Below are 23,865 nucleotides of genomic sequence, written 5' to 3' on the forward strand. Positions count from 1 at the left end.
ATTGTTGATAGCCTCCACAATCTAGGTTGTCTACAAATAGCGGAGGATCCATGTCGGATACTCGAACGGCCGTCGCCGCCACCGCCACCGCACCCGCACTCGAACCGATTCCGGCGCGGGTATGGCGGGTCGCCGGTGTGGTGGTCTTCGGCGCCGTGATGAGCATGTTGGATACGTCACTGGTCAATATCGGCCTGAACACCATTGCCACCGATCTCGGTGCGGCACTGGACGGTGCGCAGTGGATCGCAAGCGGATATCTGCTGGCACTGGCCGTGACGCTGCCGCTGTGCGGTTGGCTCGGACGCCGGTTCGGGATGGATCGGGTCTGGCTGAGTGCGCTGGCCGGGTTCACTGTCACCTCGGGGTTGTGCGCACTCGCGCCGAATATCGGTTGGCTCATCGGGTTGCGGATCGCGCAGGGGTTGGCCGCGGGTTTGCTGGTGCCCGCGGGGCAGACGCTGATCGGTCAGGTCGCCGGTCCGCAGCGGCTGGGCCGGGTGATGAGCGCGGTCGGGATCGCGGTGGTCGCCGCACCCGCGATCGGGCCGACGATCGGCGGCGTCATGCTGGCGAACCTGGACTGGGAGTGGTTGTTCCTGATCAATATCCCGTTCGGGCTGGTGGCGTTCGTACTCGCGCGCCGGGTATTGCCGCGGGCGGCGACGGCGGATACCCAGGGCCGATTCGACACCACCGGATTCGCGTTGATCGGCGTCGGGCTGTCGGCATTGGTCTACGGGCTCGGCGAATTCGGTAGTCGCGGTAGCGTTTCCGCGCCCACGGTGTGGGTTTCGGTGCTGGTCGGTGCGCTGGCGCTCGGACTGTTCGTGATGCGGTCGGTGCGTGAGCGCGGTGCGAACCTGCTCGATGTCGGACTGTTCCGGCATCCGGTGTTCGCGACGGCGAATGTGGCGAACTTCTTCGCCGGTGCCTCGATGTTCGGGTCGATGCTGGTGCTGCCGTTGTACTTTCAGGTCCTGCACCATGAGGGTCTGATAGCGACCGGATTGCTGCTGATGTCGTTCGGGCTCGGCGGCATTATCGCGATGCCGATCGGCGGCCGGTTGACCGATCGGTACGGCGGGGGTGTTGTCGCGGTGGTCGGCAGTGCGGTCACGGTCGCCGTCACGGTGCCGTTCGCGCTCGGCGATGCCTCGATGAATCCTGTTGTGATACAGGCGCTTTTGCTGATTCGCGGCATGGCGACCGGGTTGACCGGGATGCCCATCGTCGCCGCGGCCTATGCCGCGGTGCGGCCCCAGCAGATGCCCGATGCGGCATCGTTGGTCAATATTCTGCAGCGGGTCGGCGGCTCGATCGGGGCGGCGTTGCTGGCGGTGGTGCTGTATCGCGCGGCGGCCGCCGGATTGCCGGTGGATGCCGGGTTCCGACAGGCGTTCTGGTGGCTCACCGCCGCCGCAGTGGTTTCACTGATCGCGTCGGTGCTGCTGTGGCGCAAGGAGATTCAGCCGAGATAGCGATGCCGCGCGCCTTGTCGACGGCTACCAGAGGTCGCTATCGACAAGGCGCACAAAGGATTACGCGGCCGAGGCGGCGGTGCCGATGCCGAGTGCGGCGAGGATGACCGCGCTGATCTGCTCGAGCCGAGCGCGAACCCGGGGGCGGCGCAGCATGGCCACCGCCCGGGAGGCCAGCAGGGCGAGCAGGATCATCTCCACGGCCGCGATGGTGCATTCGATGGCGCCGAGTGCGAGGGTATTCGCGAAGGTGACATCGGTGAGGAATTGCGGCAGCACCGCCAGGTAGAACAGCCCGACCTTCGGGTTGAACAGGCACGACACCACCCCCGCGACGAATGCCGAGCGAATCGAGGTCGCCGCACCCGTGCTCGGCTGACCGGACACCTGCGCGGTGTCGGTCCCACGCTGCTTGCGGTGCTCGACCAACGCCCGAATTCCCAAGTACACCAGGTAGATTCCGCCGATGACCTTGAGCGTTCGGTAAGCGGTCGCGGACTGTTCCAGCAATGCGGCGACTCCGGCCGCGACCACCACCGCCCAGACGATGCCGCCCAGCGCCGAACCGATTGCCGCGGCGATGCCGGGTCGTGCGTCCACGATCGAGAATCGCAGCACCAGAAACGAGTCCGGACCGGGCGTGATCGACAGCAGAACGCACAGGCCGACAAAGCTGAGCAGCAGGGAAAGCGTCACCGCTCGATGAGATCGCAGATCGCTCGGATTTGCAAGGTTATTTATTTGAGTGCATGGATATGCATTGGAGTGGCGGCTGAAGGCGGTTGACACAGCGGTGCGGCATCTGCCAATCTCGGTTCAGGTCATGAGTGCCAGCGTCAAGCCCCGGCTAGCTGGTCGGCAACCCTCCTCCGCGGTGGGGTGCTCCGGGTGACGACAGGGCCGCAGCCCGACCGGGTGCGGCAAGCGCGGACTCGGATAATCACCTGATTACGGGTCCCACAGCCGATGGGATTTTGTGATGACTGCTGTTGTTGACCAGCCCTGTTCCGCCTTCGCCCGGGTCTCCGGCGACGACCTCCGGGTACCGCTGGTCCAGGGCGGGACGACCACCTACGCCAACTTCGACTACGCCGCGAGCGCACCGGCATTGGCGCAGGTCACCGATCGGGTGCAGCAACTGCTGCCGTACTACGCGAGTGTGCACCGCGGCGCTGGTTACGCCTCGCGGATCTCCACCGAGTGCTACGAGGCGGCCCGCGGTTCGGTCACGCGTTTCCTCGATGCCGCCGACGACCAGGTGGTGGTATTCACCCGCAACACCACCGATTCGCTCAACCTGCTCGCCGCCTGTGTCCCCGGCGACACCGTGGTGCTGGATATCGAGCATCACGCGAACTTCCTGCCGTGGACCCGGCACGGCCGCCGCGTCGTCCGGGCCGCGGCGACCGTCGAGGAGACCATCCGTCAGCTCATCGCCGAATTGTGCAGTAGGCCAGCCGCATTGCTCGCGGTCACCGGCGCCTCGAACGTGACCGGTGAGGTGCTGCCGCTGGAGCGCTTGGCCACCATCGCCCACCAGTGCGGCGCCCGCATCCTGGTCGATGCCGCGCAACTGGCGCCGCATCGTCGAATCAGCCTGCGCGACACCGGCATCGACTACCTCGCCTTTTCCGGTCACAAGCTCTACGCGCCGTTCGGCGCGGGAGTGCTTGTCGGACGTCGGGACTGGCTCGATGCCGCCGAACCGTATCTGGCGGGCGGCGGCGCGGTCCGCGAGGTCGGTGTCACCCGTACGGAGTGGGCGTCCGCACCGCAGCGTCATGAGGCCGGTTCCCCGAATGTCCTCGGTGCGGCCGCGCTCGCCGCCGCGTGTGACGCGCTCTGTGCGGTCGATTCCGAATCCCTTGCCACGCACGAACATCTGCTCGCCGATCGGCTGCGCACCGGCCTGTCCGCCATTCCCGGCGTCAACCTGCTGAGCATCTGGGACGACAGTCCGGACATCGTCGGCATTGTCGCCTTCACCCTGGACGGTTTCGTCCCCGGCCAGGTCGCGGCCTACCTCTCCGCCGAACACGGCATCGGCATTCGCGACGGCCGCTTCTGCGCCCATCCCTTGCTCGCGCGCCTCGGCCTCGATGGCGCTCTGCGCGCCAGCATCGGCCTCGGCACCAGCTCCGCCGATGTGGACCGCCTGATCGATGCCATCGCAACCCTCGTCGCCAAGGGGGCGAGCTGGAACTACGCCTGCACCGACGGGCTGTGGAATCCGACCCCTGAGACCCGCCCCTTCACCAGCGCCAATGCCGCGGAGGGCGCCGCACCGTGCGTGATCGGCTAGCGCCGCCGACTTCGTTCCGAGAAATTCACCCCGCAATTCGCGATCCGATAGGTCCTGCGCGGATCCGTTCACCCCGCCGCCGAAGAAGCCGGATCAAGCCGATCCGACCCCGGACTCGACCCGTCTTAGGGCCTGGGTGCGGGCGACACCTTCCGCATCGAGGTGCGCACGGGCTCATCGCTCGATCTGTAGCAATCGAACTCTATTGCCGCCCAGCAGAATTCGACAGAGCTCAGTCCTCGAGCGAGGTCGGGCGGTAGTAGCGGCCGCGGTAGTAGAGCAGTGGCGCGGCGGCGGGCTGTTCCTCGGTGCTGTCGCGCACCCGGGTGACCAGGCCGACGACGAAGGTGTGGTCACCGATCGGGATCAGCTGCTGAATGGTGGCCCGGATCCAGATCGGGGTGCCGTGCAGCACCGGTTCGCCGGTGTCCAGGGTGGTCCACAGCGAGCGATCGGTGAAGCGTTGATCGGCGGTGCGGGCGAAGCGCTGGGCCAGATCGTGCTGATGTTCGCCGAGGAAATGGATGACCACGGACTCGGCCGCCCGCAGCGCGGTCAGGCTCGACGAGGTGTGGGCGATATTGAAGGAGACCAGCGGGGGCTCCAGGGACAGCGATGCGAATGAGGTGGCGGTAAAACCGACCGGACCGTTTTCCGAGCCGAGGGTGACCACGGTGACGCCCGCGGGATAGTGCCGCATGGAGGCGCGGTACTGCTCGGCGGTGATGCCGCTCAGATCATCGGGAATCTGGATGTCCGTGGCAGGCGGTTGAGCATCGGTCACATGACGAAACTACGCCGGGTTTGTCGGTAGTGGACCGTCGCACGGTTATTGGACTGATCTCCCGTGCGCGGTCCGCACTGTTCCCGAGCGGGCACGGAATTCAATCCACGTCGATCGGAAGTCCGGCGGTAATGCGCACCAGTTCCCGAAACGAGGTGCGGAACACGGTATTCGGAACGCCGCCCGCGGCCCACACCTCGCGGTGCGCCGATAGCGCGTTGTCCACCCAGGTCGGCAGGTTGGTGGGGTGGCCGACCGGGGCGATGCCGCCGATGGGCTGACCGGTCACCTGCTGCACCATATCGATGGGAGCGGGGATGAGCGTGCCCTCCAGCCGTGCGCCGGTGTTCGCCAAATCCACCTGATGCGCCCCCGAGACCAGCAGCAGCACCGGATCCTCATCGAGCAGGAACACCAGGGATTTCGTGATGGCGCCCACATCGACGCCGAGTGCCCGTGCGGCATCGGCGGCGGTGGGCGTGTCAGCGGGCTGAGTGACGATGACACCATGGTGGCCGCGCGCGATCAGGGTATCCGCGACCCGGCATGCGACTGGTGGAAGCGACCTGCGCATGGATCCAGAGTAGAGCGATTGCGGGCAATACGCCCGGTCGAGTTTCGCTCGGTCAGTATTCGGGATATCCGTCGGTGGGTCCGAGCATCCGGTCGATCCGGTCGTGCACCACCCGGGCCAGCTCCGTGACGTTGCGCCGCGAGACCTGTTCGTGCACAACCGCATCGAAGGCGCGATCGAGATCGGATTGCGAGAGTGCGAGCAGTTCGACATCCGCCGTGGCCAGCAGCGCATCGCGATCCGGGTAGGGGCGGGCGTCGGCGAGCGTGGCCGCCCAGGTGACATTGCAGCAGACTTCGAACAGCGCGTGGACGGCACGGGCGCGAGTCATCGCGTTGAAACGGTCGAGTCCTATTCCTTGATGCATCAGCACGATGGCCTCCCAGCCGGATGATGCGGGGTTTGCTGACCCGACCATCATGCGGCCGGCGCCGACGGGTGAACTAGTGCGCCACACCAACTTTTGCACAGCATTTACATGCCCTGTCGGATTTGCAGCGCCTGCGGCGCTGCGTGTTCGCTGCCCTCTGGTGTCACGCCGGACGCGCCGCGAACGGTCGCTCGTAAGTCTCGCTCCCTGAGGTTGCAAGCGTCCGCAGACCACCGTCTCGATACGCTGTACAAATGACTGATTGGCAGGCTTTCGCCGTTGAAACCAAAGACCATGTCGCGCAGGTCACACTGACCGGTCCCGGCAAGGGCAATGCGATGGGTCCGGACTTCTGGCGGGAGCTGCCGGAGATCTTCCGTGGCCTGGACGCCGATCCCGAGGTCCGTGCCATTGTGCTCACCGGTTCCGGGAAACATTTCTCCTACGGCCTCGACCTGCCCGCGATGGCCGGGACGTTCGGTCCGCTGATGGCGGATAGGGCCCTGGCCGCGCCGCGCACCGACTTCCTCTACGAGGTGCGCCGGATGCAGGCCTCGGTGACCGCGGTGGCCGATTGCCGCAAGCCGGTCATCGCCGCGGTCGCCGGCTGGTGCATCGGTGGTGGGCTGGATCTGATCGCCGCCGCCGATATCCGCTATGCGAGCGCGGACGCGAAGTTCAGCCTGCGCGAGGCGAAGGTCGCGATCGTCGCCGATATCGGGTCGCTGCACCGGCTGCCCGGCATCATCGGCGAGGGGCATTTGCGCGAACTCGCCTACACCGGCAAGGACATCGACGCGGCGCGTGCCGAGAAGATCGGCCTGGTCAATGACGTGTTCGCCGATCAGGATGCGGCACTGGACGCGGCGCACGCCACCGCGCGCGAGATCGCCGCGAACCCGCCGCTGGTGGTGCAGGGCGCGAAGGATGTGCTCGAGCAGCGCACCAAGGATCAGGTGGCGGCCGGGCTGCGTTATGTGTCCGCGTGGAACTCCGCATTCCTGCCGTCGGAGGACCTGACCGAGGCCATCCAGTCGGTCTTCGAGAAGCGCGCCCCGGAGTTCAAGGGCCGGTAAAGGCCGTTTAATTGCTTGCCCTAGTCGCTAGCTCGTCTACATACTTGTATCACGCAACTAATTGATTGACGCAAGTAAAGGTGAGTCCAGTGGATGAGGACGAGCGATCGGTCGACACGATCGCGATTCAGCTCACCCGGCTGCAGCGGATCCGCGATCGGACGGCCGCGCAGCTGCGAACCAGGGACGGCGTGGATCCCGCGGCTTTCGCGATCTTGTTCCGGCTGCTCTGTGACGGGCCGATGCGCTCGGGCGCACTCGCCGACGCGGTGCATTCGGATGCGTCGACGATCAGTCGGCACGTCGCCCACCTGGTCGAGCGACAACTGGTCGAGCGGCAGGCCGATCCCAATGACGGCCGCGCCACCGTGCTGGTCGTCACCGAGCTCGGTCGCGAGGTCGCCGAGCGTATCCGCAGGCGCAGGCACGAAAACCTGACGCGGGTAATGGCGGCGTGGACGCCGCAGGACCGGGTCGCCTTCGCCGGGCTGCTTCGACAGTTCGTCGACGACTACGAGCTGGCCAAGCCCGCCATGCTCGCGGCCATCCGCAACGACCAGAACCTGTACAGATTCGAGATGGAGAAAGACTCGTGACAGCACCGGCCACCGTGGAGGAGTCCACGGGTTTCACCCACCGGCAGATCCTGACCATCCTCAGCGGTCTGATGCTCGGCATGCTGCTCGCGGCATTGGACCAGACGATCGTCTCCACCTCGATCCGCACCATTGCCGACGATCTCAGCGGCTATTCGATGCAGGCGTGGGCGACCACCGCCTATCTGATCACCGCGACGCTGGCGACGCCGCTGTACGGCAAGTTGTCCGATATGTTCGGCCGCAAGCCGTTCTTCATGGCGGCCATCTCGATCTTCGTGATCGGTTCGCTGCTGTGCACGATGGCGCAGTCGATGTACCAGCTGGCGGCGTTCCGCGCGTTCCAGGGACTCGGCGCGGGTGGTTTGATGTCGCTCGCGCTGACCATCCTCGGCGATATCCTCAGCCCGCGTGAACGCGCCAAGTACCAGGGCTATTTCCTCGCGGTATTCGGCACCTCGAGCGTGATCGGCCCGGTGCTCGGCGGTGTGCTCGCCGGACAGGACACCATCCTCGGGGTCAGCGGCTGGCGCTGGGTCTTCCTGGTGAATGTGCCGGTCGGCCTGATCGCGCTCGGGGTCGTCTCCAGGGTGCTCAAGCTGCCGAAGCGGCCGCACTCCACCGACCGGGTCGACTGGTGGGGTGTGCTGGTACTCGCCATCGGCATGGTGCCGCTGCTCATTGTCGCCGAGCAGGGACGCGAATGGGGTTGGGGCAGTGGACGATCCATTCTCTGTTATGTGATCGGCGTGCTCGGCGTCATCGGGTTCGTGCTGGTCGAGAAGACGATGCGGGATAAGGCGCTGATTCCGCTGCGGATGTTCGCCAATGGGACTTTCGCACTCGGCGTGCTGATTTCGTTCGTGGTCGGCGCCGCCATGTTCGGCGGTATCTCGCTACTGCCGCAGTACCTGCAGGTGGTGCGCGGGGCCAGCCCGACGATGGCGGGCCTGCAGATGCTGCCGATGGTGCTCGGCCTGATGGCCGGCTCGATTGTTTCCGGCCAGTTGATCTCGCGGACCGGGCGCTACCGGATCTTCCCGGTCATCGGTGCGACCATGCTGACGCTGGGCCTTTTCCTGTTGCATTTCCTGAATGCCGACAGCCCGCTGTGGGTCGCCATGATCTTCATGCTCTGCACCGGATTCGGGCTCGGCAATCTGATGCAGCCGCTCACCGTGGCGCTGCAGAACGCGTTGCCGCCCAAGGATATGGGCGTCTCCACCGCCGCGGCGACCTTCTTCCGGCAGATCGGCGGCACCCTGGGTGTCGCGGTATTCCTGTCGATTCTGTTCGCGCAGCTGACGCCGAATATCTCCACCGAGATGCAGTCCGCGGCCACCGATCCGGCATACCAGCGCGCGGTGGTCGAGGGCGCGCAGAGCGGCAATCCCGCCGATGCCGCGCTCGCGAAGGGTCTACTCGCGCACGACACTTCGGCGGCCGGTGGGGTGCTGAAGGACAGCTCGATCGTGCAGCAGCTGAATCCGGAGCTGGCGCGCCCGTTCAAGGTCGGATTCTCCGAATCGATGTCGACGGTATTCCTTTCGGTGACCGGTGTCGCGCTGCTCGCGCTGATCCTGGTGCTGTTCTGGAAGGAAGTGCCGCTGCGGATGGTCGGCGGTATCGAGGCGGCCAAGGGTGATGCGGCGGCGAATGGTGCCGTGCCGGATGTGGTCGAGCGCACGGATCTGTTGACCGTGGGTGGCGAGGCACTGCTGTCCGAGGATGCGGTTAGTTCGACCAACGGTGCCGGGCCGAGGTCCGGCGGTTCCGCCTGAACCTGTCCGGAGTGAATCGCGCCCGGTCCCGGCAGTCGTCGGGGCCGGGCGCAACCAGTTTCACGGTCTGCCTTCTTCGGTGGGTCTTTCCGGGTCAACGGCTCAGGAGGCGCTTTTGTCCGGGTCCGCGTTCGAGGGTGTGAGGATCGAGCAAGTGGTAGTGGCATGGGCGTATAGCTTGCCGTCGGTGGTGCCGGTGACCCGTGCCTCAGCCGTCGCCATGGTCCGGCCGACGTGGACGGTGAACGCCTCGCACCTCAGTCGAGGGGTGTGGGCGAAGACCGGGCGCAGCATGTGCACATTGAGCTGCATGGTGGTGTAGGCGCGGCCTCTGGGCAGTACGGTGGCGATCGCGCTGCCCAGGGCGGAATCGAGCAGCGTGGCCACGAAGCCCCCGTGCACGGTCCCCATCGGGTTGAGCAGGTGCTCTCCGGGATCGCTCTCGAACGCTGCTGTGCCTTCGGCGACCTCCACCAAGCGGAATCCGAGCGTCCCGGCGATGGGCGGCTCCGGGATCTCCTCTTCGAGGATCTTCTGGAGCAGTTCCAGGCCGGTCAGACCACCGGCCTCAGCCCAGGGAAGGGGCTGCTGCCAGGTGTGGGTGCGTGAACGCAGCACGTGAGGGTTCGTGGTCACTGTCATGGTTGTCCGTCTCCTCGCTCGGATGTGGTACGCCGATCCCCGTCAGGAGATCTTGACGCCGAGCAGGTCCACGGGTGTGATGACCGGAGCCGAGCTGAGCATGGTTTCCGCAGCGCCCATGAGTGCGGCGGCGATCTCGCCTTCCAGATGCCTTTGACGCCCCTGCTCGTCGTCGAACGTGTCGAATACGCCGAAGGTGGTGGCGTCCAGGCGGAACGAGAACCAGGCCACCGTGTGCTGCTCCCGCTCGGCGAGCGTCACCGCATCTCGCAGCATCTCCGCAACCTTGTCGGCGTACTCGGGTTTGGCCTCGATACGGGCCAGCAGACCGATCTTCATCGTGGTCACTCCTTGTGTGGGAAAGCCGCCGCATCTGCGGCATATAGCAAACCTACGTCCCTGATCAGCGACCACATCAGTGGCAGAAACGACACTTTTGATAGCATTTACGCCATGAAGGTGGCGGTTCTCGTCTACGAGGGGGTGTTCGATTCCGGCCTCGCGGCGATCCTCGACGTACTGGACAGCGCCAATGCGATGGGCGAGGAGGCCGCCGTGATGGGCGAGGACATCGTCGAACCGCCGTCTTGGCACGTGACCACGGTCGGCCCTCAGCCCCAGGTGCGCACCGGAGCCGGACACCTCGTCACGGCCGAGCCCCTTGCGCACGCCGATGCGGCAGATCTGCTGCTCGTCCCCGCCCTAGCGGAACGTCGCCCCGCAGCGCTGCTCGACCATGTCGGCGGTGATCAGTCGCTTCCCGTTCGGAACCTGATCGCACGAACCCGTGAACGCGGCGCCGCCATCGCATCGGCCTGCACCGGCACCTTCCTGTTGGCCGAGGCGGGAGTTCTGGACGGCCTGCGCGCGACGACGACTTGGTGGCTGGCGCCGATTTTTCGCGGGAGGTACCCGGCGGTCCAGCTCGATCAGAGCCGGATGGTCATCGCCTCGGGCGGCGTCACCACTGCAGGTGCAGCTTTCGGACACGTAGATCTCGCACTGGCGATCGTTCGGGGGAGCAGCCCCGCATTGGCCGACCTGGTGGCCCGCTACCTGGTGGTCGACGAACGCCCGTCCCAGTCCACCTACACCATTCCCAGCGCCCTGGCACAGAGCGATCCGACGGTCGCGGACTTCGAACGCTGGGTCCGCGAACGCCTAGCCGAGCCCATCAGTATCCCCGATGCCGCGAAAGCCATCGGCGTCAGCAACCGCACGCTGCAACGCTGCATCCGGCGCACCATGGGAACCTCGCCGATCCGCTTCGTCCAAGACCTCAGGATCCAGCAGGCTTCCCACTTGCTGCGCACCACCGAGCTGCCGCTGGAAGCCATCGCCCGGAGAGTCGGCTACGAGCACCCGAACACACTGCGCGTGCTTCTTCGCGAACGCACCGGCAAGACCACGTTGGCCCTTCGGGGCGTCTGACCCGCCCAGAACCGGTTGGCGGCAGGGGCCGAACTGCGGCGGTTGCGGCCTTATGGCAAACAGCGCGTGACCAAGCCGTCGCCCTCTAAGGCAAGCCGGTCGTCCGCAATATCCGAACCAACATGATCGCCATCACCCGGGACACCCTGGCCGCCGACGAGGACTTCTCCGGAGCAAGTGCTGGCCCGTCTCCCCCACGCCTCCTGAATCTTGTCGAGCAACCCGTTCACCGCGGCCAACGACGACCATCGATCGACATTCACCACCCCTGGATGCTCATCGGAGCGAGCGACATACGCAGCCTCGAGTTCGGACCACTGAACATGAATCGCGGACATCATCGCTCCATGGTGCCAGATCTACTACGCGCCGTAATAGATAGACCGTCAGAACCACATCGGACGACACCCGCCGCCTGCCCCTGGTTTTGGGGGCTGCCAGTGTTGTTAACGGTATCTGAGGATCATCCGACGAATGGGTCATGAGTCCGAAAAACCGTAAGGTGCAACAGTTCTCGGCGCGAGGCGGTGTCATGGCCGCGGCTGCGGTTGCCACGCTGGCCGGGATCGGTGGGCCCGCTGCCGCCATTCCGACCGATCCGGTGGTTCAGTTCACTCCGACTCTGACCCGGGTCCCGGGTGGCAATTGCGCCGCGATCATCAATGCCGAGACCGTGCCGCAGGCACAGTCCGGTCAGTTCGGCGTCCGGGTGAAGATCACGCAGTCCGGCCAGTTCTGCGGGGCCTATCGGGTGGCAGTGCGCTGGCGCAATCTCGATTCGGGGTACAGCGACGGGCAGTCGCATCGCGTCGACGAGAACGGCGTCATCAATGCCACGGACGGCGTGATCGTCGGCATGGGTACGGCGCCGGGGGCCGGGCGGGTGGAGGCGTCGATCGTCACCACCTATGAGGACGGCCGGGAGATGGAGTACCTCGCGGGCACTGCCGCTTTCACCCTCGGCTGACGGCAGCCTGCCCGGCCGAACCGATTCCGCACCCATTAGGAGATCAAAGTGCTCACCTACCAGCCGCTACCGATCACGAGTCTGCCGGATAGCCGACTCGCTGACACTCATTAGGAGATCGATACACCATGACGCGAATTCTCGAGTCGCCCAAGGTGAAACGCATCGTCGCGGGTGCGGCCGCACTCGGCGTCGTCGCGAGCGTGACCGCATTGACCGCGCCGCCGGCCTCGGCGACCGTCACCAGCATCGCGATCGCGCCCGCGTCCACCCTTGGCACACACCGGTACGGAACGACCTGTTCGTACACCGTGACCGTGACGGTGGACGACGACAGCCAAACGGTCTACTTCTTCGAGGAGGGGCAGGGGCCCAGCGGATTCGCCGAGGCGAAGCCTTCCGGCGGCGTCGCGAAGGCGACATGGACTCCGTCCTCGACGAAGATCACCTACCTCTACGCCGTCCAGCCGAACGCCTCGGCTCAGATCAGGCAGCCCGTTGATGTCGGCACCGGCATCAACCTCGGATCCGCCTGCGTCGCTACCTAATTCGCTACCACCCTTTGTTTTATCGCAACCACCCTATGTTCAAGGAGCGTCAAATGTTCGCACGGTGTGGAATCTTTGTCGGTGTCCTGATCGGCGCGGCGACCCTGGCCGGCGGCGGCGCCGCCATGGCCGACCCGCTTCCGCTCGAATCGCCCGCTCCGGCGCAGGTCGAGCCCGCTGCCGGCGGGTTGTGCAACGCCGACCCCGTTCTCACCCTGTGGTGCTTGATCGCCAGCCCATCGGCGTAGATGTTGTCTGCCCGCATCGCATCCGGTGATTTCGACCAACGGTGCCGGACAGGATCAGCCGGTCCCGCCTGATCCTGTCCGGAGCCCATCGCGCCCGGTCCCAGCAGTCGCCGGGCCGGGGCGCGACCCTGTTCCTGTTGTCGCTGCGCCGGATCCCAGCCGACAGCCCACGCCTGGAGATCTCCAGAGACCTGTCCGTGCTCGCGACCTGGCTGCAGCAAATTCTGAGCCCTCCGCCGTGTCGGTTACCGTTGGCGGCCACGACTACCTGCACCGCGAAAGCCCAATAGACCTGCTGCGCAGGGCTTTTCTTGCGCCAGTGGATCGGCGACAGCCTGTTTCTCGCAACGGTGTGCCGAAAACCCTTCGGGCACACGGACACAGGGTGAAGAAGGTGTAATTGCCCCAGGGGGCGGATGTTCGAACCCTAGGGTTGGCTGTGCGAGGCGTTTGCTGTCCATACCGTATGCGAGGTAATCAATCAACCTCGCTTTCAGGAGCAGTGAAATGCGAATCAAGTCCTTCATCGCGGCCGGTCTTCTCGCCACCGCCGCCGTCGCCGGGGTGTCGACGGCAGCCACCGCCTCGGCCGCAACGGGCTACTACTACGGCACCTACGCCACCTATGCGGCATGTGCGTCCGACGGCGCCTCGCCCGCCACCGGCGGCTACTACTGGGAGTGCGTCGACACCTACAGTGGTTGGGATCTGTACATCTACTATTGAGTCGATCCGCTACTCGAATTCGGTATAACCGCACCGTAATTCGAGTTCGAAGGGACATCCGGTCGATCCGGATGTCCCTTTCGCATATCCGGCACAGACTCGAGGCGATAAGCGGTAGCCCTGCCATTCACTGAACGGACCGTCCTCGCGAACGTCTCGGGGGCGGAGCAACTTCCGTCCAATACGCGTGCCGAATCGCATCCCACAATCGCGATAGTTCGGGAAATTGCTCGCGCATCTGCACAAGGTCCGGGGCCGATGCCGCGGCGAACGAAACCAAAGGCTCCTCGGACCCGTTGCATACCAACATCATCCGAATGCAGTGGCAGTCGATCCGCCATTCGGCCAGCCAGCCGTCTGCCTCGGTGCGGTGTGTGTCCATTCGCGGATGTGCGCTATCGGGTTCGCACATCGTCTGAGTCGTGCGCCATCGACTCGAGCCGTTCCAACACTTCACGCAACGTCCCCAGCGTGGGGCCGCCGTGCATCGGTGCATCGTTCCCCGGTGTCGGCGGATAGTCGATACCTCGCGCGGCGGCACGTTCACGCGGGCTCATCGACTGCGGAACCAGTCGACCGGCCAGGACAAGCGTGTGCTGCGCCGCCGCTTTCCACACGCACTGATGAATAAGGCACGCCCGATGCCGCTGCGACAGCTCATGCGCCAACTCCACGTCCGCGAAATCGCACAACGGCTGCGGCACAACGAATATCTGTCGCCCGGCCGCGCTACTGAAAGCCTTTCGGTCGTCGACGATTTCCGGGTCGACCTCCCAACCCTCGTCGTCGACGAAGGACCATGACCCGTCGGCGCGTTCGAGATATCGCGGGCTGTCATCATCCGCTGCTATCGCGAGTTTCCGGGCGTCCTCATCATCAAATCGCGCGGGCTCTTTCATAACCTGCCCCCTAACGTCGTCCGGTTTGGTGGCACCCGCCGCCGAGGGGTACCGCATCGACTCGGCGGCGGGGCTACCGGAAGCGTCCTGCGACCAGCGGATTCGCGCTAGCGTTGCACTGTGGCCAAGGCGTTGCCGAATCATCTGGCAACGTTGCAACGCTGCTCAGGGTGATCGCGAGAGGGGGCTGGATGGAGGATTGGAAAGCGTTCGGAGCCGAACTGCGGCGGCTCCGGTTGCAGGCGAGGCTGTCGGTCAGGGAGTTGGCGCGTGTGCTCCGATACGACGCTAGCGCGCTCTCCCGCTTCGAAAACGGCCGCCGCAAACCCCCTCCCGATATTGTTCAGAAGCTCGATCGTGTTCTCGATTCCGACGGGGTCCTCACGAGCATCTACGACAATCTGATCATCGTCGCGACCGACGCCGCGCCGTCTCCACTGCTGGCACATGAGTCGGCTGCCTCGGCGGAACGGCGCTATATCGACCGCACATTGGCCAAGGACCTTGGGGAATTGCTGTCGGAAACTCGGCGGCTGGAGGACCAGGTTGGTTCCAAACTCGTTCTGCCGCTGGGAGTTCGGCAAACTCAGATGGCCTCGGCGCTGGCTGTGGAGGCGCGGCGGTCGGCGCGTGTCGATATGGTCGACGTCGCCGCTGGATGGCAGCAGTTCACCGGATGGCTTCATGCCAGCCTCGGCCAGCATGCCGCCGCGGTCCAGCACTATCGCATCGCGCTCGAACTGGCCACCGAGAGTGGCAATCGCGACATGATTTCCACCGCGCTGTCCATGCGCGGCCATGTCGCCTGGATGGCGGGCGAAGTCGGTCCGATGATCGGTTTATCGCGGGCCGCGCAGCGTGATGGCGACGCACTGAGCCCCACGGTTCTCGCACTGGCCGTTCAGCAGGAGGGGCGTGGACTTGCGATCGAAGGTGATCTCAACGAGTTGGAGGCCAAACTCGAGCAGGCCGCCGAGTTAGTAGCGCAGGGTGACTCCGATAAGCCCGATGCCCAGTACTTCTACTCCGACGCATTCATCGAAATGCAGCGTGGCTTGGCCTATCGCTTGGCTCGCCAGTGGGACAAGGCAGTGGTGTCGCTCAGTCGAGGCCTGGCAGGCTTCGATTCCGACCTACTCACATCGGAGTGGGCGACCTGGTACACCGCAGAGTTGGCCTGCGCACTGGCCGGTGTCGGCGAACCCGAGGCCGCTTCCCAACGAGCCTCGGATGCACTGCGAGTCGGGGTGGCGACGCCAGGTTCCAGGCTGACCAAATTCATTCGAGTCCTCCATCACGAGATGTCGGCGAAATGGCCGACCAACGACGCCGTCGCCGCCCTTGGCGAGGAATTGCGTCAAACCCGCTCGAAACAGACGAGAGCATGATTTTCGAGATCGAGCGAATTGCTGGGCTGGCCAGAGACTTTCGAGCCCGCGCCGTAAACCGGCCGTGACGGCGGCTACGGTGTCAGCGCCGCACGGTGTGGGAGTCGTGACTGCCGCCGTCGGGAGCGGGTCACGTCCGACCCCGCGCCTGGTACCGGGAGTCCCTCTACCTCATTGCCCGCGGACTCATGAAGGGTGCATAGCGCTTTGCGGTGCTGCCTCTGCGACCGAGTAGTGTCCGAACAAGGGTGAGGTTGATCACATACTGGTCCATGAAAAGAAAGCAGGAAGTCCGAAGGTGTCGGACTTCCCGCTTTCATTGCGGGCAGGCGAATCGTTCACCCGCCCAATAAAACTCAGTGGCCGCCGTTTTCCTGCAGGCGCTTGATCGAGGCCTCGACCTCGGCTTCGGCCTCGGCGCGACCGACCCACTCCGAGCCCTTGACGAACTTGCCCGGTTCCAGGTCCTTGTAGCGCTCGAAGAAGTGCTTGATCGCGGCCAGTTCGAATTCCGGCACATCGGCCAGGTCCTGGATGTGATCCCAGCGCGGGTCGCCCGCGGGCACGCACAGGACCTTGTCGTCGCCGCCCTTCTCATCGACCATCTTGTACATCGCGACCGGGCGCACCTCGATCAGGCAGCCGGGAAATACCGGCTCCGGCAGCAGGACCAGCGCGTCCAGCGGGTCGCCGTCCTCACCGAGGGTGTTCTCGATGTAGCCGTAGTCGGCCGGGTAGACCATGGACGTGTAGAGGAAGCGGTCGAGCCGGACCCGGCCGGTCTCGTGATCGACCTCGTACTTGTTCCGAGAACCCTTGGGGATCTCGATGGTGACGTCGAACTCCACGCCATCTCCTTACTCGGTGCTTCTGTGTGGACTGTCGCAAGCGGTCGTCGGAACGCCGACTCGACAGGTGTTCGGGGGGAACGGTGCCGGAACGAGGATAGTGTGGTCCGCGGGCACTTGGGTGCGGTAGGTGGGTGGCCCCGGCGACTGTTCGAGGTCACGGGAAACGACTACGACAGAGACGGCGGGCACGTGGTGGGTGGCAGCAGCAGAAATATCGGTGGCTTGGCCGCCAAGCGGCGCCGAAATATCTGGATCGGCGTCGCACTCACGCTGGCCTTGCTGCTCGGTGCCGTGGCAGGCGGAGTGATTGCGCTGAAGCCGTGGACCGAGGAATTCCAACACGGCGGGCTGAAGATCGCCGCGCCACCCGCCCCCGTCGAACCGAATCCGCAGGTAGCGCCCGCGCCGTCGAATGCGTCCGCACCCAGCGCGGCCGGTATCGCCGCCACGCTCGCGGCGGTGGTCGCCAATCCCGACCTCGGGGCATTCGCCGGTGAGGTCACCGACGCCGCCTCGGCGACGGTGCTGTGGAGTGCGACATCCGATAAGCCGATGATCCCGTCCTCCACCGCCAAAGTCCCAACCACCGCGGCCGCCCTGCTCACCCTGCCGTCGGATCACCGGGTGAGCACCCGCGTCGTCACCGGATCGGCGCCGAATGAGTTGGTACTGGTCGGCGGTGGTGATCCGACGCTGACCGCGCAGCCCGACGGCAAGGGGTACTACCCGAACGGGCCGCGGCTGTCGGATCTGGTGGCACAGATCAAGTCCTCCGGCCACGCCGTCGACACCATCGTGGTCGACACCTCCGCATATGCCGGTGCGCCCATGGCTCCGGGTTGGGATCCGGTCGATATCGGCGAGGGCTCCATTGCGCCGATGGATCCGGTGATGCTCGACGGCGGCCGCCTCGATCCACTGGTGGAGTACTCGCCGCGCACCCCGACTCCGGCCCTGGCCACCGGCCAGCGCCTGGCCATCGAACTCGGCCTCGATCCGGCCAAGGTGCGCATCGGCAATGCCGCCGCCGATGCCACGGAAATCGCGAGTGTGCAGTCCGCTCCGCTGCGCGACCGACTGCGCGACACGATGGTCCACTCCGACAATGTGCTCGCCGAGGCCATCGGCCGCGAGATCGCGATGGCGAGCGGAAATGAGCCCTCGTTCACCGGAGCCGTCGCCGCACTCGAGACCGCCCTCGGCAAGGCCGGATTCGATATCACCGGCCTCTCGATGCGCGATAACAGCGGCCTGTCGACCGAGGACCGGGTGCCGGCTCGGCTGCTCGACAAGATCATGGCCACCGCGGCGAAGCCCAGCGGGGCCAATGCCGTTCAGCCGAGCAACACCATGGCCAGGCCGGAAACCGATCGGATCGCGATCACCTTGGCGCCGATGCTCGACGATCTGCCGATCGCGGGTGCGACCGGGTCGCTGATCAGCCGTTATGTCACACAGAACCGGGGCGGCGCGGGGTGGGTGCGGGCCAAGACCGGAACTCTGTCGGTGGCGAGCACGTTGGTCGGTTATGTGCTGGACAGCGACGGGCGGGTATTGACCTTCGCACTGATGTCGAACGATCGGCCACCGGAGCTGAGTCGTCCGGCATTGGACGCCATCGCTGGCACGCTGCGTAACTGTGGATGCTCGTGACGGGTGGTTGACCATGTTCGAAGGCACTGACAAACCTGGCGATATGCCCGCTGTGGATTCGGGTGCGGATGCCCCGGTCGAGCGCAAGCGCTCCGGATTCTCGGGCGCGGTCGATTGGCGACTCGCCGCGCGTACCGGCGCGGCCCTGGTGCCGTCCGGCCCACGGACCTCACGCTATTCGGCCGAACAGGTGGTCAGCGAACTCGCCGACGCCTCGATGCGGGCGGAGGGGCCGGTCCGTGAGGTGAGCGGACTGCTCGACGACCAACCGGTGCCCTCGGCCCGCGTCGTGGACCGGCCCGGCTGGATCACCGCCGCGGCCGACTCCATGTCCCAGCTGACCGGCACTGGCGCGCAGCCCTCGGACAAGGGCCTGCTCTCCGGCAAACCCGCCGGTGTGCAGGCCGGTGCGATGCTGGCCTTCCTCTCCACCGCGATCCTCGGCCAATACGACCCGTTCACCGGACCCGATGGGACGCTGCTGCTGGTGGCGCCGAACATCATGGCCGTGGAGCGCGCACTCGGGGTTTCGCCCACCGACTTCCGCTTCTGGGTCTGCCTGCACGAGGTGACCCACCGGGTGCAGTTCTCCTCCGCGCCGTGGTTGACCGACTACATGCGCGCCAATGTCGACACCCTCGGCGAGGTCGGCGAGGAGCCGCTGGCCGATATGCTCGGCCGACTCGTCGAGGAGGTGCGCGACCGCCGTCGCGGCACCGCCTCCGACGATCCGAATGCGCGCGGCATGGTCGGGCTGCTGCGCGCCAGCCAAGCTCCGGCGCAGCGCGCGGCGCTGGACCGGCTGCTGATGCTCGGCACGCTCTTGGAAGGCCACGCGGACCACGTCATGGACGCGGTCGGCCCGGCCGTCATTCCCACGGTCGAACACATCCGCGCCGCCTTCGACAAACGCCGCAAACGTCCGTCCAACCCGCTGCAGCGCCTACTCCGCGCGCTGCTCGGGGTGGACGCGAAGGTCGCCCAGTACGTCCGCGGTAAGAAATTCGTGGACGCCGTGGTGGACCGCGTCGGCATGGCCCAGTTCAACACCATCTGGACCAACCCCGAAACCCTCCCTCGCCCCGACGAAATCGACGACCCCCAGCGCTGGATCACCCGCGTACTCGGCTGATCCGCGCCCTCGCGCCGACCTAGCTAGTGCCCCGTCCAGATCGGTTGCCGCGCTATCAGGTCCGGCTCACTCGCCGAGCGCAGTCGAAACGCGGCACGACACGCCCCGCCGCACCGCCATATGACGGATCTCAGTTACCTCGGAAACTATCTGGACGCGGCACTAAAACTGCTGTCACACAAGTAATGGATGTTGCGCACACGGTGTGAGGTCTGCGCGACCATCACTGGTTGTGCATCAGTGGGGGAGCTGGCCGCCATTGGCGGAGCGGGTGCGGAGGGCCGGTCGGGTGGTGGGTTTTGCGGCGGTTGCTGTAGGTGGGGGCTGACCGAGACGGCGGTAGTCTCCGGGTATGAGGCGTGCGGCTGGCGGGACGCCGGGGGGTTCGCGGCGGCTGCCCGAGACCGGTGCGGTGCTCGAGGTGCGTCGCGCGGTGCGGGGGTGGCTGGCCGATTATGCGCCGGGCGCGGGGCAGGGCGTGGCGGTCGCATTGTCCGGCGGTGCGGATTCGCTGGCGCTGACCGCCGCTGCGGTGGTGGAGGCCGCTGACGTCGACGCGCTCGTTGTCGATCATCAGCTGCAGTCCGGATCGGGCAGGGTCGCGGCCGAGGCCGCGGCGACGGCATTGGCGCTCGGATGTCGATCCGCACATGTGCTGCCGGTCGAGGTCGGCAGTGCCGGGGGATTGGAGGCGGCGGCGCGCCAGGCTCGGTATGCGGCGCTCGATGCGGCACGCGGCGGGCTACCTGTCCTGCTCGGCCACACCCTCGATGACCAGGCCGAAACCGTATTGCTCGGACTCGCGCGGGGTTCGGGTGGGCGGTCGATTCAGGGGATGGCGGCATTCGCCGAGCCTTGGGGGCGGCCGTTGCTCGGCGTGCGGCGGTCGGTGACCAGGCAGTTGTGTGCCGATCTCGGGTTGACCCCGCATGAGGATCCACATAATTCCGCGCCGGAGTTCACCAGGGTGCGGTTGCGCCATGAGGTGCTGCCGCTATTGGAGGAGGTACTGGGCGGTGGGGTCGCGGGGGCGTTGGCGCGCACGGCCGAGCAACTGCGCGATGACGGTGCGGTGCTCGACGCGCTGACGGAGGAACTGTTGCATGCCGCGAGTGCCGGTCCGATGCGGGTGGGCGGGCCGAGCGGGAGTGACGATCCCCATAATGACCGCGCCGACAGTGATTGCCCGACCCTGTCGATCGAGACGCTCGCCACTGCCCCCGCGGCATTGCGTCGACGCGCGATTCGTGCATGGTTGCGGGCCGGTGGTGCTAAAGCGCTGACCAACAAGCATTTACAGGCGGTTGACGAATTCATTACCGCATGGCGCGGTCAGGGTGGCGTCGCTGTCGGCGGCGGTGCGCCGGGCAGCAGGTTGGTCGCGGCGCGCGAACATGGCAGGCTGACTTTGCGTTTGCGTGGGAGCCGATGACACATAATGGATCGGCCGGGGATCTACACCAGGGAAGGGAAACCAACTGACGTGTACGAGGGCGATATCGCGTCGGTGCTGATCACCGAGGAAGAGATTGCGGCCAAGACCCAGGAACTGGCCGAACTCATTGCCAAGCGCTATCCGGCCGACGCCCCCGAGGGGGATCTGCTGCTGGTCGGTGTGCTCAAGGGTGCGATCTTCTTCATGACCGACCTGGCCAAGGCGCTGCCCATCCCGACCCAGATGGAGTTCATGGCCGTCTCCTCTTATGGTTCGTCCACCTCGTCCTCGGGCGTGGTGCGCATCATGAAGGACCTGGACAAGGACATCGCCGGACGCAACGTGCTGATCGTCGAGGACATCATCGATTCCGGCCTCACGCTGTCCTGGCTCAAGCGGAACCTATCCACCCGCAACCCGGCCTCGCTCGAGGTGGTCACCCTGCTGCGCAAGCCCGATGCGCTGCGCACCCACGTGGAAGTCGCGCATGTCGGCTTCGACATCCCCAATGAATTCGTGGTCGGCTATGGCCTGGACTACGCCGAGCGCTACCGCGACCTGCCCTACATCGGCACCCTGGACCCGAAGGTCTACGGCGGGGCCTGATCAGCACCGGCCCGGGCCGAACCGGGTCTTCCCGCTGGCCGGTGTCGATATCGACGTGGCCCCCGTCGGTCCAGTACATCGTCACCGGGGCGGCTCGGCCACTGCGCTCGGCCACCCACGCAGGGTACCGAGCACCACCCGGCTGAACCGCGACACCCGATTCCGCTGCGATCGATTGTGTTTCGCCTCTCGCGCCGCCCGCTCGTCACTGTCCGGCGCTACCACCCGCTCCAGCGCTCGCAGGTCCGCCTCCAGCGCTCGGAATAGTAGGTAGGATCCGACGAATGCGATGATGGCGCCCACGCAAAGCACCCGCACCGCGACGATCACCATCGGAATATCGCCCGGCGGCAGGAAGGTCACACCGGCGACCGCGAGTAAGGGGACCGAAGCGGCAACAGCCAAATACCCGGTACAGCGGCGATCGAGCGAACGTAACCACACGGCGTCCTCAGCACTGACCTCTCCGTGCCGCAGGAAAATCGGGTAGATGCAGCGCACCATGTAGAACGTCGCAAGGAAGAACGGATACGACGCTGCGATGGCACCACAAACCACCAGCGATACGAGGAAGTGCACGACCAAGCGTGCCGTGATCTCGCCTGTCGCCATCTGTAGCGCAATCGGAAAGGCCAGCCCTGCGAGTATCCACAGCGCGAACGGGATTGCCACCGCGCGTTCGCCGAGTAGCAGCGCATCGGCTCTGGCGTGGTTCAGCGTCTCCGGGGAGTAGCGCCGTCCCTTGCGCAGCCCACGCGGCACCATCACGACATATCTCGTCATGTAGATGACCAGGACCACACCCAGTGGGAAGGTCACCGCATTCAGCACTCCGGTGATGATCAGGAAGGTGCGCTGCGCCTCCTCGGTCATCCGATCGACTATCAGGTGCTCGTTGTGCTGGATGTTGTACAGCGAAGCGAGGACATTCGGCGCGGCGATGGCGAGCGTCAGCATCGGGAGGACCCACCCCCGCAGTCGCCGCCGCCAGCTGCCCGGCTTGGGATCGACCAGTTCCCTGGCTCGCGGGTCCAGGCAGATATCGAGCTGTTTGGCCAGAATCTGGCCGCTGGACCAGCGCCGGGCCCGCTCGGGCTCCAGGCACGTCAGTAGCATCCGGCGCAGCGCGGCCGGGCAGTCGGCGGGAACCCGTTCCAGCGCGGCGTCTTCCACTCCCATGGTGCGCCGCTCCAGCATGGCCTCGAGGGTGGTGTCGTCACCGTGCGAACCGGCACCCGCAGTGGAGTCGTCGAAGGGTTTGGCGCCGGTGAGCAGCTCCCACAGCACCACCCCGAGCGAGTAGATATCGGAGCGGGTATCCAGATCGGCCGCGGTCCGGTCGCGGCCGGGGTGGCAGGCCTCCAGCTGTTCGGGGGACATATAGGACAGCGAACCGCCGAAGTAGGCGACCTGGCTGGTGCCTTCGACATTGCGGCTGAAGCTGATGTTGAAGTCGGCCAGCTTCGGCACCGCCTCGGCGGTGAGCAGCACATTCGCGGGCTTCACGTCGCGGTGCAGCACGCCGTGCGCCGACGCGTAATCCAGGGCCTCGGCCAATCGGCGGCCGAGCCAGGCGACGGTCTCCGGCCAGGTGAGAGCCGCGATCTCGGCACGCACGCTGGAATCGGTCGGGCGGATCTCGCCCTTCTCCTCCATGGCCGCGTCGACGGCGTCCAGCAGCAGCCTGCCGCTGCGTTCGGCCGGTGGCGTGGTCCGCAACCAGCGCAGCACGCCGAGCAACGTGCCGCCCGGCAGGAACTGCATGTACAGCAGTCGCAGCCGCCGCGAGCCGTCCGCGAGTTCGTCCCCGGTATCGAGCAGCCGCTGGTCGAAGACCCGCACGATGTAGTCGTGGTCCAGCTGGGCCAGAGTCTGCGGCTCGGTGCCGTGGTCGGCGGAGATCTTCACGGCCACCAGACGCTGCAGCGAGCGCTGCCGGGCCAGGAAGACGCGGGCGAAGGCGCCGCTGCCCAGGCCGGTCAGCAAATCGAAATCATCGATTCGCTGGCCGACTTCGATGCGATCGAGGACATTGAAAAGTCCCGGCTCGTGGTCGGCTGTGCTGCCGATCGCGGTCGCAGGGCCCGTCAGATCGGCGGTCGCGTTTGCGGTGATCTCCGCAGTCACCTCCTCCGTTCGATTCACAGTGGTACTACGGGTCGAGGTGGTGGTTCGGTTCAGATCCGAGTCCGCGGCGGGTCCGGTTGGTACGGGCAGCGTGCGGGTGGATTCGTCGGTCGCGGCGACCGTGGGCTCCGCGGTGGCGATGCGGGTGGAGTCCTCGAGGACTGCCGGGCGGGTGCTCTGGTCCACCTCGTCGGCATTGAGCAGGTCCCGCATCTCGAATTCGTCGTCGGCTACGGCCTTGATTACGC

25 protein-coding genes and 1 riboswitch are annotated in these 23,865 nt (G+C 66.0%); of the genes, 16 read left to right on the plus strand and 9 right to left on the minus strand.

Going from position 1 to position 23,865, the window contains the following annotated elements:
• Positions 1-50 precede the first annotated feature (50 nt).
• Positions 51-1,481 carry a DHA2 family efflux MFS transporter permease subunit gene (locus tag ACQP0C_RS02695; RefSeq protein ID WP_433730222.1) on the plus strand — a complete coding sequence of 477 codons (1,431 nt, stop codon included), beginning with the start codon at positions 51-53 and terminating at the stop codon, positions 1,479-1,481.
• A 60-nt stretch (positions 1,482-1,541) separates the two neighbouring features.
• Here the strand turns inward: ACQP0C_RS02695 and ACQP0C_RS02700 are convergent, their stop codons facing one another.
• On the minus strand, positions 1,542-2,177 hold the full coding sequence (locus ACQP0C_RS02700) for a LysE family translocator (RefSeq protein ID WP_433730224.1): 636 nt from the start codon (positions 2,175-2,177) through the stop codon (positions 1,542-1,544).
• Positions 2,178-2,300: 123 nt separating this feature from the next.
• A riboswitch (SAM riboswitch) is annotated at positions 2,301-2,414 on the plus strand.
• Positions 2,415-2,460: 46 nt separating this feature from the next.
• Here ACQP0C_RS02700 and ACQP0C_RS02705 point away from each other — a divergent pair.
• Complete coding sequence (locus ACQP0C_RS02705) at positions 2,461-3,783, plus strand: aminotransferase class V-fold PLP-dependent enzyme (RefSeq protein WP_433730226.1); 1,323 nt, start codon at positions 2,461-2,463, stop codon at positions 3,781-3,783.
• Positions 3,784-4,015: 232 nt separating this feature from the next.
• On the opposite strand, the gene ACQP0C_RS02710 is transcribed toward ACQP0C_RS02705, so the two are convergent.
• The 3 genes from ACQP0C_RS02710 to ACQP0C_RS02720 form a co-directional block, all read right to left on the minus strand.
• Complete coding sequence (locus tag ACQP0C_RS02710; RefSeq protein ID WP_433685492.1) at positions 4,016-4,483, minus strand: flavin reductase family protein; 468 nt, start codon at positions 4,481-4,483, stop codon at positions 4,016-4,018.
• Positions 4,484-4,667: 184 nt separating this feature from the next.
• On the minus strand, positions 4,668-5,141 hold the full coding sequence (locus tag ACQP0C_RS02715; protein WP_433730228.1) for a YbaK/EbsC family protein: 474 nt from the start codon (positions 5,139-5,141) through the stop codon (positions 4,668-4,670).
• A gap of 52 nt (positions 5,142-5,193) precedes the next feature.
• On the minus strand, positions 5,194-5,508 hold the full coding sequence (locus tag ACQP0C_RS02720; RefSeq protein ID WP_433734404.1) for a 2-oxo-4-hydroxy-4-carboxy-5-ureidoimidazoline decarboxylase: 315 nt from the start codon (positions 5,506-5,508) through the stop codon (positions 5,194-5,196).
• Between the two features lie 257 nt (positions 5,509-5,765).
• On the opposite strand from ACQP0C_RS02720, the gene ACQP0C_RS02725 reads away from it, so the two are divergent.
• The 3 genes from ACQP0C_RS02725 to ACQP0C_RS02735 all read left to right on the plus strand — a co-directional run bounded on the left by ACQP0C_RS02725 (position 5,766) and on the right by ACQP0C_RS02735 (position 8,964).
• Positions 5,766-6,587 carry a crotonase/enoyl-CoA hydratase family protein gene (locus ACQP0C_RS02725; protein WP_433730230.1) on the plus strand — a complete coding sequence of 274 codons (822 nt, stop codon included), beginning with the start codon at positions 5,766-5,768 and terminating at the stop codon, positions 6,585-6,587.
• An 89-nt stretch (positions 6,588-6,676) separates the two neighbouring features.
• Positions 6,677-7,183 (plus strand): MarR family winged helix-turn-helix transcriptional regulator, encoded by a 507-nt coding sequence (locus ACQP0C_RS02730; protein ID WP_433730232.1) that lies wholly within the window; start codon positions 6,677-6,679, stop codon positions 7,181-7,183.
• Positions 7,180-8,964, plus strand: a complete 1,785-nt coding sequence (locus ACQP0C_RS02735) for an MDR family MFS transporter (protein ID WP_433730234.1) — start codon at positions 7,180-7,182, stop codon at positions 8,962-8,964. The genes ACQP0C_RS02730 and ACQP0C_RS02735 overlap by 4 nt, the downstream gene beginning before the upstream one ends.
• 102 nt (positions 8,965-9,066) lie before the next feature.
• On the opposite strand, the gene ACQP0C_RS02740 is transcribed toward ACQP0C_RS02735, so the two are convergent.
• Both ACQP0C_RS02740 and ACQP0C_RS02745 read right to left on the minus strand, forming a co-directional pair.
• Positions 9,067-9,606, minus strand: coding sequence for a PaaI family thioesterase (locus ACQP0C_RS02740; protein ID WP_433730236.1), 540 nt, complete (start codon positions 9,604-9,606; stop codon positions 9,067-9,069).
• 42 nt (positions 9,607-9,648) lie between these two features.
• The gene (locus ACQP0C_RS02745; protein WP_433730238.1) at positions 9,649-9,945 is read right to left on the minus strand and encodes a putative quinol monooxygenase; all 297 of its coding nucleotides are present in this window, start codon (positions 9,943-9,945) and stop codon (positions 9,649-9,651) included.
• A 114-nt stretch (positions 9,946-10,059) separates the two neighbouring features.
• Between ACQP0C_RS02745 and ACQP0C_RS02750 the strand changes: the two genes are divergently transcribed.
• Positions 10,060-11,037 carry a GlxA family transcriptional regulator gene (locus tag ACQP0C_RS02750; RefSeq protein WP_433730240.1) on the plus strand — a complete coding sequence of 326 codons (978 nt, stop codon included), beginning with the start codon at positions 10,060-10,062 and terminating at the stop codon, positions 11,035-11,037.
• A 50-nt stretch (positions 11,038-11,087) separates the two neighbouring features.
• Here the strand turns inward: ACQP0C_RS02750 and ACQP0C_RS02755 are convergent, their stop codons facing one another.
• On the minus strand, positions 11,088-11,378 hold the full coding sequence (locus ACQP0C_RS02755) for a hypothetical protein (protein WP_433730242.1): 291 nt from the start codon (positions 11,376-11,378) through the stop codon (positions 11,088-11,090).
• A 140-nt stretch (positions 11,379-11,518) separates the two neighbouring features.
• Between ACQP0C_RS02755 and ACQP0C_RS02760 the strand changes: the two genes are divergently transcribed.
• The 6 genes from ACQP0C_RS02760 (at position 11,519) to ACQP0C_RS02785 (ending at position 15,813) form a co-directional block, all read left to right on the plus strand.
• Positions 11,519-12,004 carry a hypothetical protein gene (locus tag ACQP0C_RS02760; protein ID WP_433730244.1) on the plus strand — a complete coding sequence of 162 codons (486 nt, stop codon included), beginning with the start codon at positions 11,519-11,521 and terminating at the stop codon, positions 12,002-12,004.
• Positions 12,005-12,132: 128 nt separating this feature from the next.
• On the plus strand, positions 12,133-12,552 hold the full coding sequence (locus ACQP0C_RS02765; protein ID WP_433730246.1) for a hypothetical protein: 420 nt from the start codon (positions 12,133-12,135) through the stop codon (positions 12,550-12,552).
• Positions 12,553-12,605: 53 nt separating this feature from the next.
• Entirely contained in the window at positions 12,606-12,800 is a 195-nt protein-coding gene (locus ACQP0C_RS02770) for a hypothetical protein (RefSeq protein WP_433730248.1), read from the plus strand.
• A gap of 507 nt (positions 12,801-13,307) precedes the next feature.
• A complete protein-coding gene (locus tag ACQP0C_RS02775) occupies positions 13,308-13,526 on the plus strand; it encodes a hypothetical protein (RefSeq protein WP_433730250.1) in 219 nt (72 codons plus the stop codon).
• Positions 13,527-14,149: 623 nt separating this feature from the next.
• Positions 14,150-14,329 (plus strand): hypothetical protein, encoded by a 180-nt coding sequence (locus tag ACQP0C_RS02780; protein WP_433730252.1) that lies wholly within the window; start codon positions 14,150-14,152, stop codon positions 14,327-14,329.
• 287 nt (positions 14,330-14,616) lie between these two features.
• Positions 14,617-15,813: a helix-turn-helix domain-containing protein gene (locus ACQP0C_RS02785; RefSeq protein WP_433730254.1), complete on the plus strand. Its 1,197-nt coding sequence runs from the start codon at positions 14,617-14,619 to the stop codon at positions 15,811-15,813.
• Positions 15,814-16,169: 356 nt separating this feature from the next.
• Here ACQP0C_RS02785 and ACQP0C_RS02790 read toward each other — a convergent pair whose 3' ends face one another.
• The gene (locus ACQP0C_RS02790; protein ID WP_433730256.1) at positions 16,170-16,661 is read right to left on the minus strand and encodes an inorganic diphosphatase; all 492 of its coding nucleotides are present in this window, start codon (positions 16,659-16,661) and stop codon (positions 16,170-16,172) included.
• A 192-nt stretch (positions 16,662-16,853) separates the two neighbouring features.
• Here ACQP0C_RS02790 and dacB point away from each other — a divergent pair, with 192 nt between their 5' ends.
• The 4 genes from dacB (at position 16,854) to hpt (ending at position 21,490) form a co-directional block, all read left to right on the plus strand.
• Complete coding sequence (gene dacB, locus ACQP0C_RS02795; RefSeq protein WP_433734405.1) at positions 16,854-18,317, plus strand: D-alanyl-D-alanine carboxypeptidase/D-alanyl-D-alanine endopeptidase; 1,464 nt, start codon at positions 16,854-16,856, stop codon at positions 18,315-18,317.
• A gap of 43 nt (positions 18,318-18,360) precedes the next feature.
• Entirely contained in the window at positions 18,361-19,449 is a 1,089-nt protein-coding gene (locus tag ACQP0C_RS02800; RefSeq protein ID WP_433730258.1) for a zinc-dependent metalloprotease, read from the plus strand.
• A gap of 352 nt (positions 19,450-19,801) precedes the next feature.
• Positions 19,802-20,881, plus strand: a complete 1,080-nt coding sequence (gene tilS / locus ACQP0C_RS02805; protein ID WP_433730260.1) for a tRNA lysidine(34) synthetase TilS — start codon at positions 19,802-19,804, stop codon at positions 20,879-20,881.
• A gap of 51 nt (positions 20,882-20,932) precedes the next feature.
• Positions 20,933-21,490: a hypoxanthine phosphoribosyltransferase gene (hpt, locus tag ACQP0C_RS02810; protein WP_433685496.1), complete on the plus strand. Its 558-nt coding sequence runs from the start codon at positions 20,933-20,935 to the stop codon at positions 21,488-21,490.
• Positions 21,491-21,571: 81 nt separating this feature from the next.
• Here the strand turns inward: hpt and ACQP0C_RS02815 are convergent, their stop codons facing one another.
• Positions 21,572-23,830 (minus strand): serine/threonine-protein kinase, encoded by a 2,259-nt coding sequence (locus ACQP0C_RS02815; RefSeq protein WP_433730262.1) that lies wholly within the window; start codon positions 23,828-23,830, stop codon positions 21,572-21,574.
• Positions 23,831-23,865 lie beyond the last annotated feature (35 nt).

Source organism: Nocardia sp. CA-129566, assembly GCF_050956075.1.
Taxonomy (GTDB): Bacteria; Actinomycetota; Actinomycetes; order Mycobacteriales; family Mycobacteriaceae; genus Nocardia.

Coding starts and splice junctions, on each gene's coding strand:
- ACQP0C_RS02695 (WP_433730222.1), top strand. CDS start 51: ATGTCGGATACTCGAACGGCCGTCGCCGCCACCGCCACCGCACCCGCA.
- ACQP0C_RS02705 (WP_433730226.1), top strand. CDS start 2,461: ATGACTGCTGTTGTTGACCAGCCCTGTTCCGCCTTCGCCCGGGTCTCC.
- ACQP0C_RS02710 (WP_433685492.1), bottom strand. CDS start 4,483: ATGCGGCACTATCCCGCGGGCGTCACCGTGGTCACCCTCGGCTCGGAA.
- ACQP0C_RS02715 (WP_433730228.1), bottom strand. CDS start 5,141: ATGCGCAGGTCGCTTCCACCAGTCGCATGCCGGGTCGCGGATACCCTG.
- ACQP0C_RS02720 (WP_433734404.1), bottom strand. CDS start 5,508: ATGCATCAAGGAATAGGACTCGACCGTTTCAACGCGATGACTCGCGCC.
- ACQP0C_RS02725 (WP_433730230.1), top strand. CDS start 5,766: ATGACTGATTGGCAGGCTTTCGCCGTTGAAACCAAAGACCATGTCGCG.
- ACQP0C_RS02740 (WP_433730236.1), bottom strand. CDS start 9,606: ATGACAGTGACCACGAACCCTCACGTGCTGCGTTCACGCACCCACACC.
- ACQP0C_RS02745 (WP_433730238.1), bottom strand. CDS start 9,945: ATGAAGATCGGTCTGCTGGCCCGTATCGAGGCCAAACCCGAGTACGCC.
- ACQP0C_RS02750 (WP_433730240.1), top strand. CDS start 10,060: ATGAAGGTGGCGGTTCTCGTCTACGAGGGGGTGTTCGATTCCGGCCTC.
- ACQP0C_RS02755 (WP_433730242.1), bottom strand. CDS start 11,378: ATGATGTCCGCGATTCATGTTCAGTGGTCCGAACTCGAGGCTGCGTAT.
- ACQP0C_RS02760 (WP_433730244.1), top strand. CDS start 11,519: ATGAGTCCGAAAAACCGTAAGGTGCAACAGTTCTCGGCGCGAGGCGGT.
- ACQP0C_RS02765 (WP_433730246.1), top strand. CDS start 12,133: ATGACGCGAATTCTCGAGTCGCCCAAGGTGAAACGCATCGTCGCGGGT.
- ACQP0C_RS02770 (WP_433730248.1), top strand. CDS start 12,606: ATGTTCGCACGGTGTGGAATCTTTGTCGGTGTCCTGATCGGCGCGGCG.
- ACQP0C_RS02775 (WP_433730250.1), top strand. CDS start 13,308: ATGCGAATCAAGTCCTTCATCGCGGCCGGTCTTCTCGCCACCGCCGCC.
- ACQP0C_RS02780 (WP_433730252.1), top strand. CDS start 14,150: ATGAATAAGGCACGCCCGATGCCGCTGCGACAGCTCATGCGCCAACTC.
- ACQP0C_RS02785 (WP_433730254.1), top strand. CDS start 14,617: ATGGAGGATTGGAAAGCGTTCGGAGCCGAACTGCGGCGGCTCCGGTTG.
- ACQP0C_RS02800 (WP_433730258.1), top strand. CDS start 18,361: ATGCCCGCTGTGGATTCGGGTGCGGATGCCCCGGTCGAGCGCAAGCGC.
- tilS (WP_433730260.1), top strand. CDS start 19,802: ATGAGGCGTGCGGCTGGCGGGACGCCGGGGGGTTCGCGGCGGCTGCCC.
- ACQP0C_RS02815 (WP_433730262.1), bottom strand. CDS start 23,830: ATGCGGGACCTGCTCAATGCCGACGAGGTGGACCAGAGCACCCGCCCG.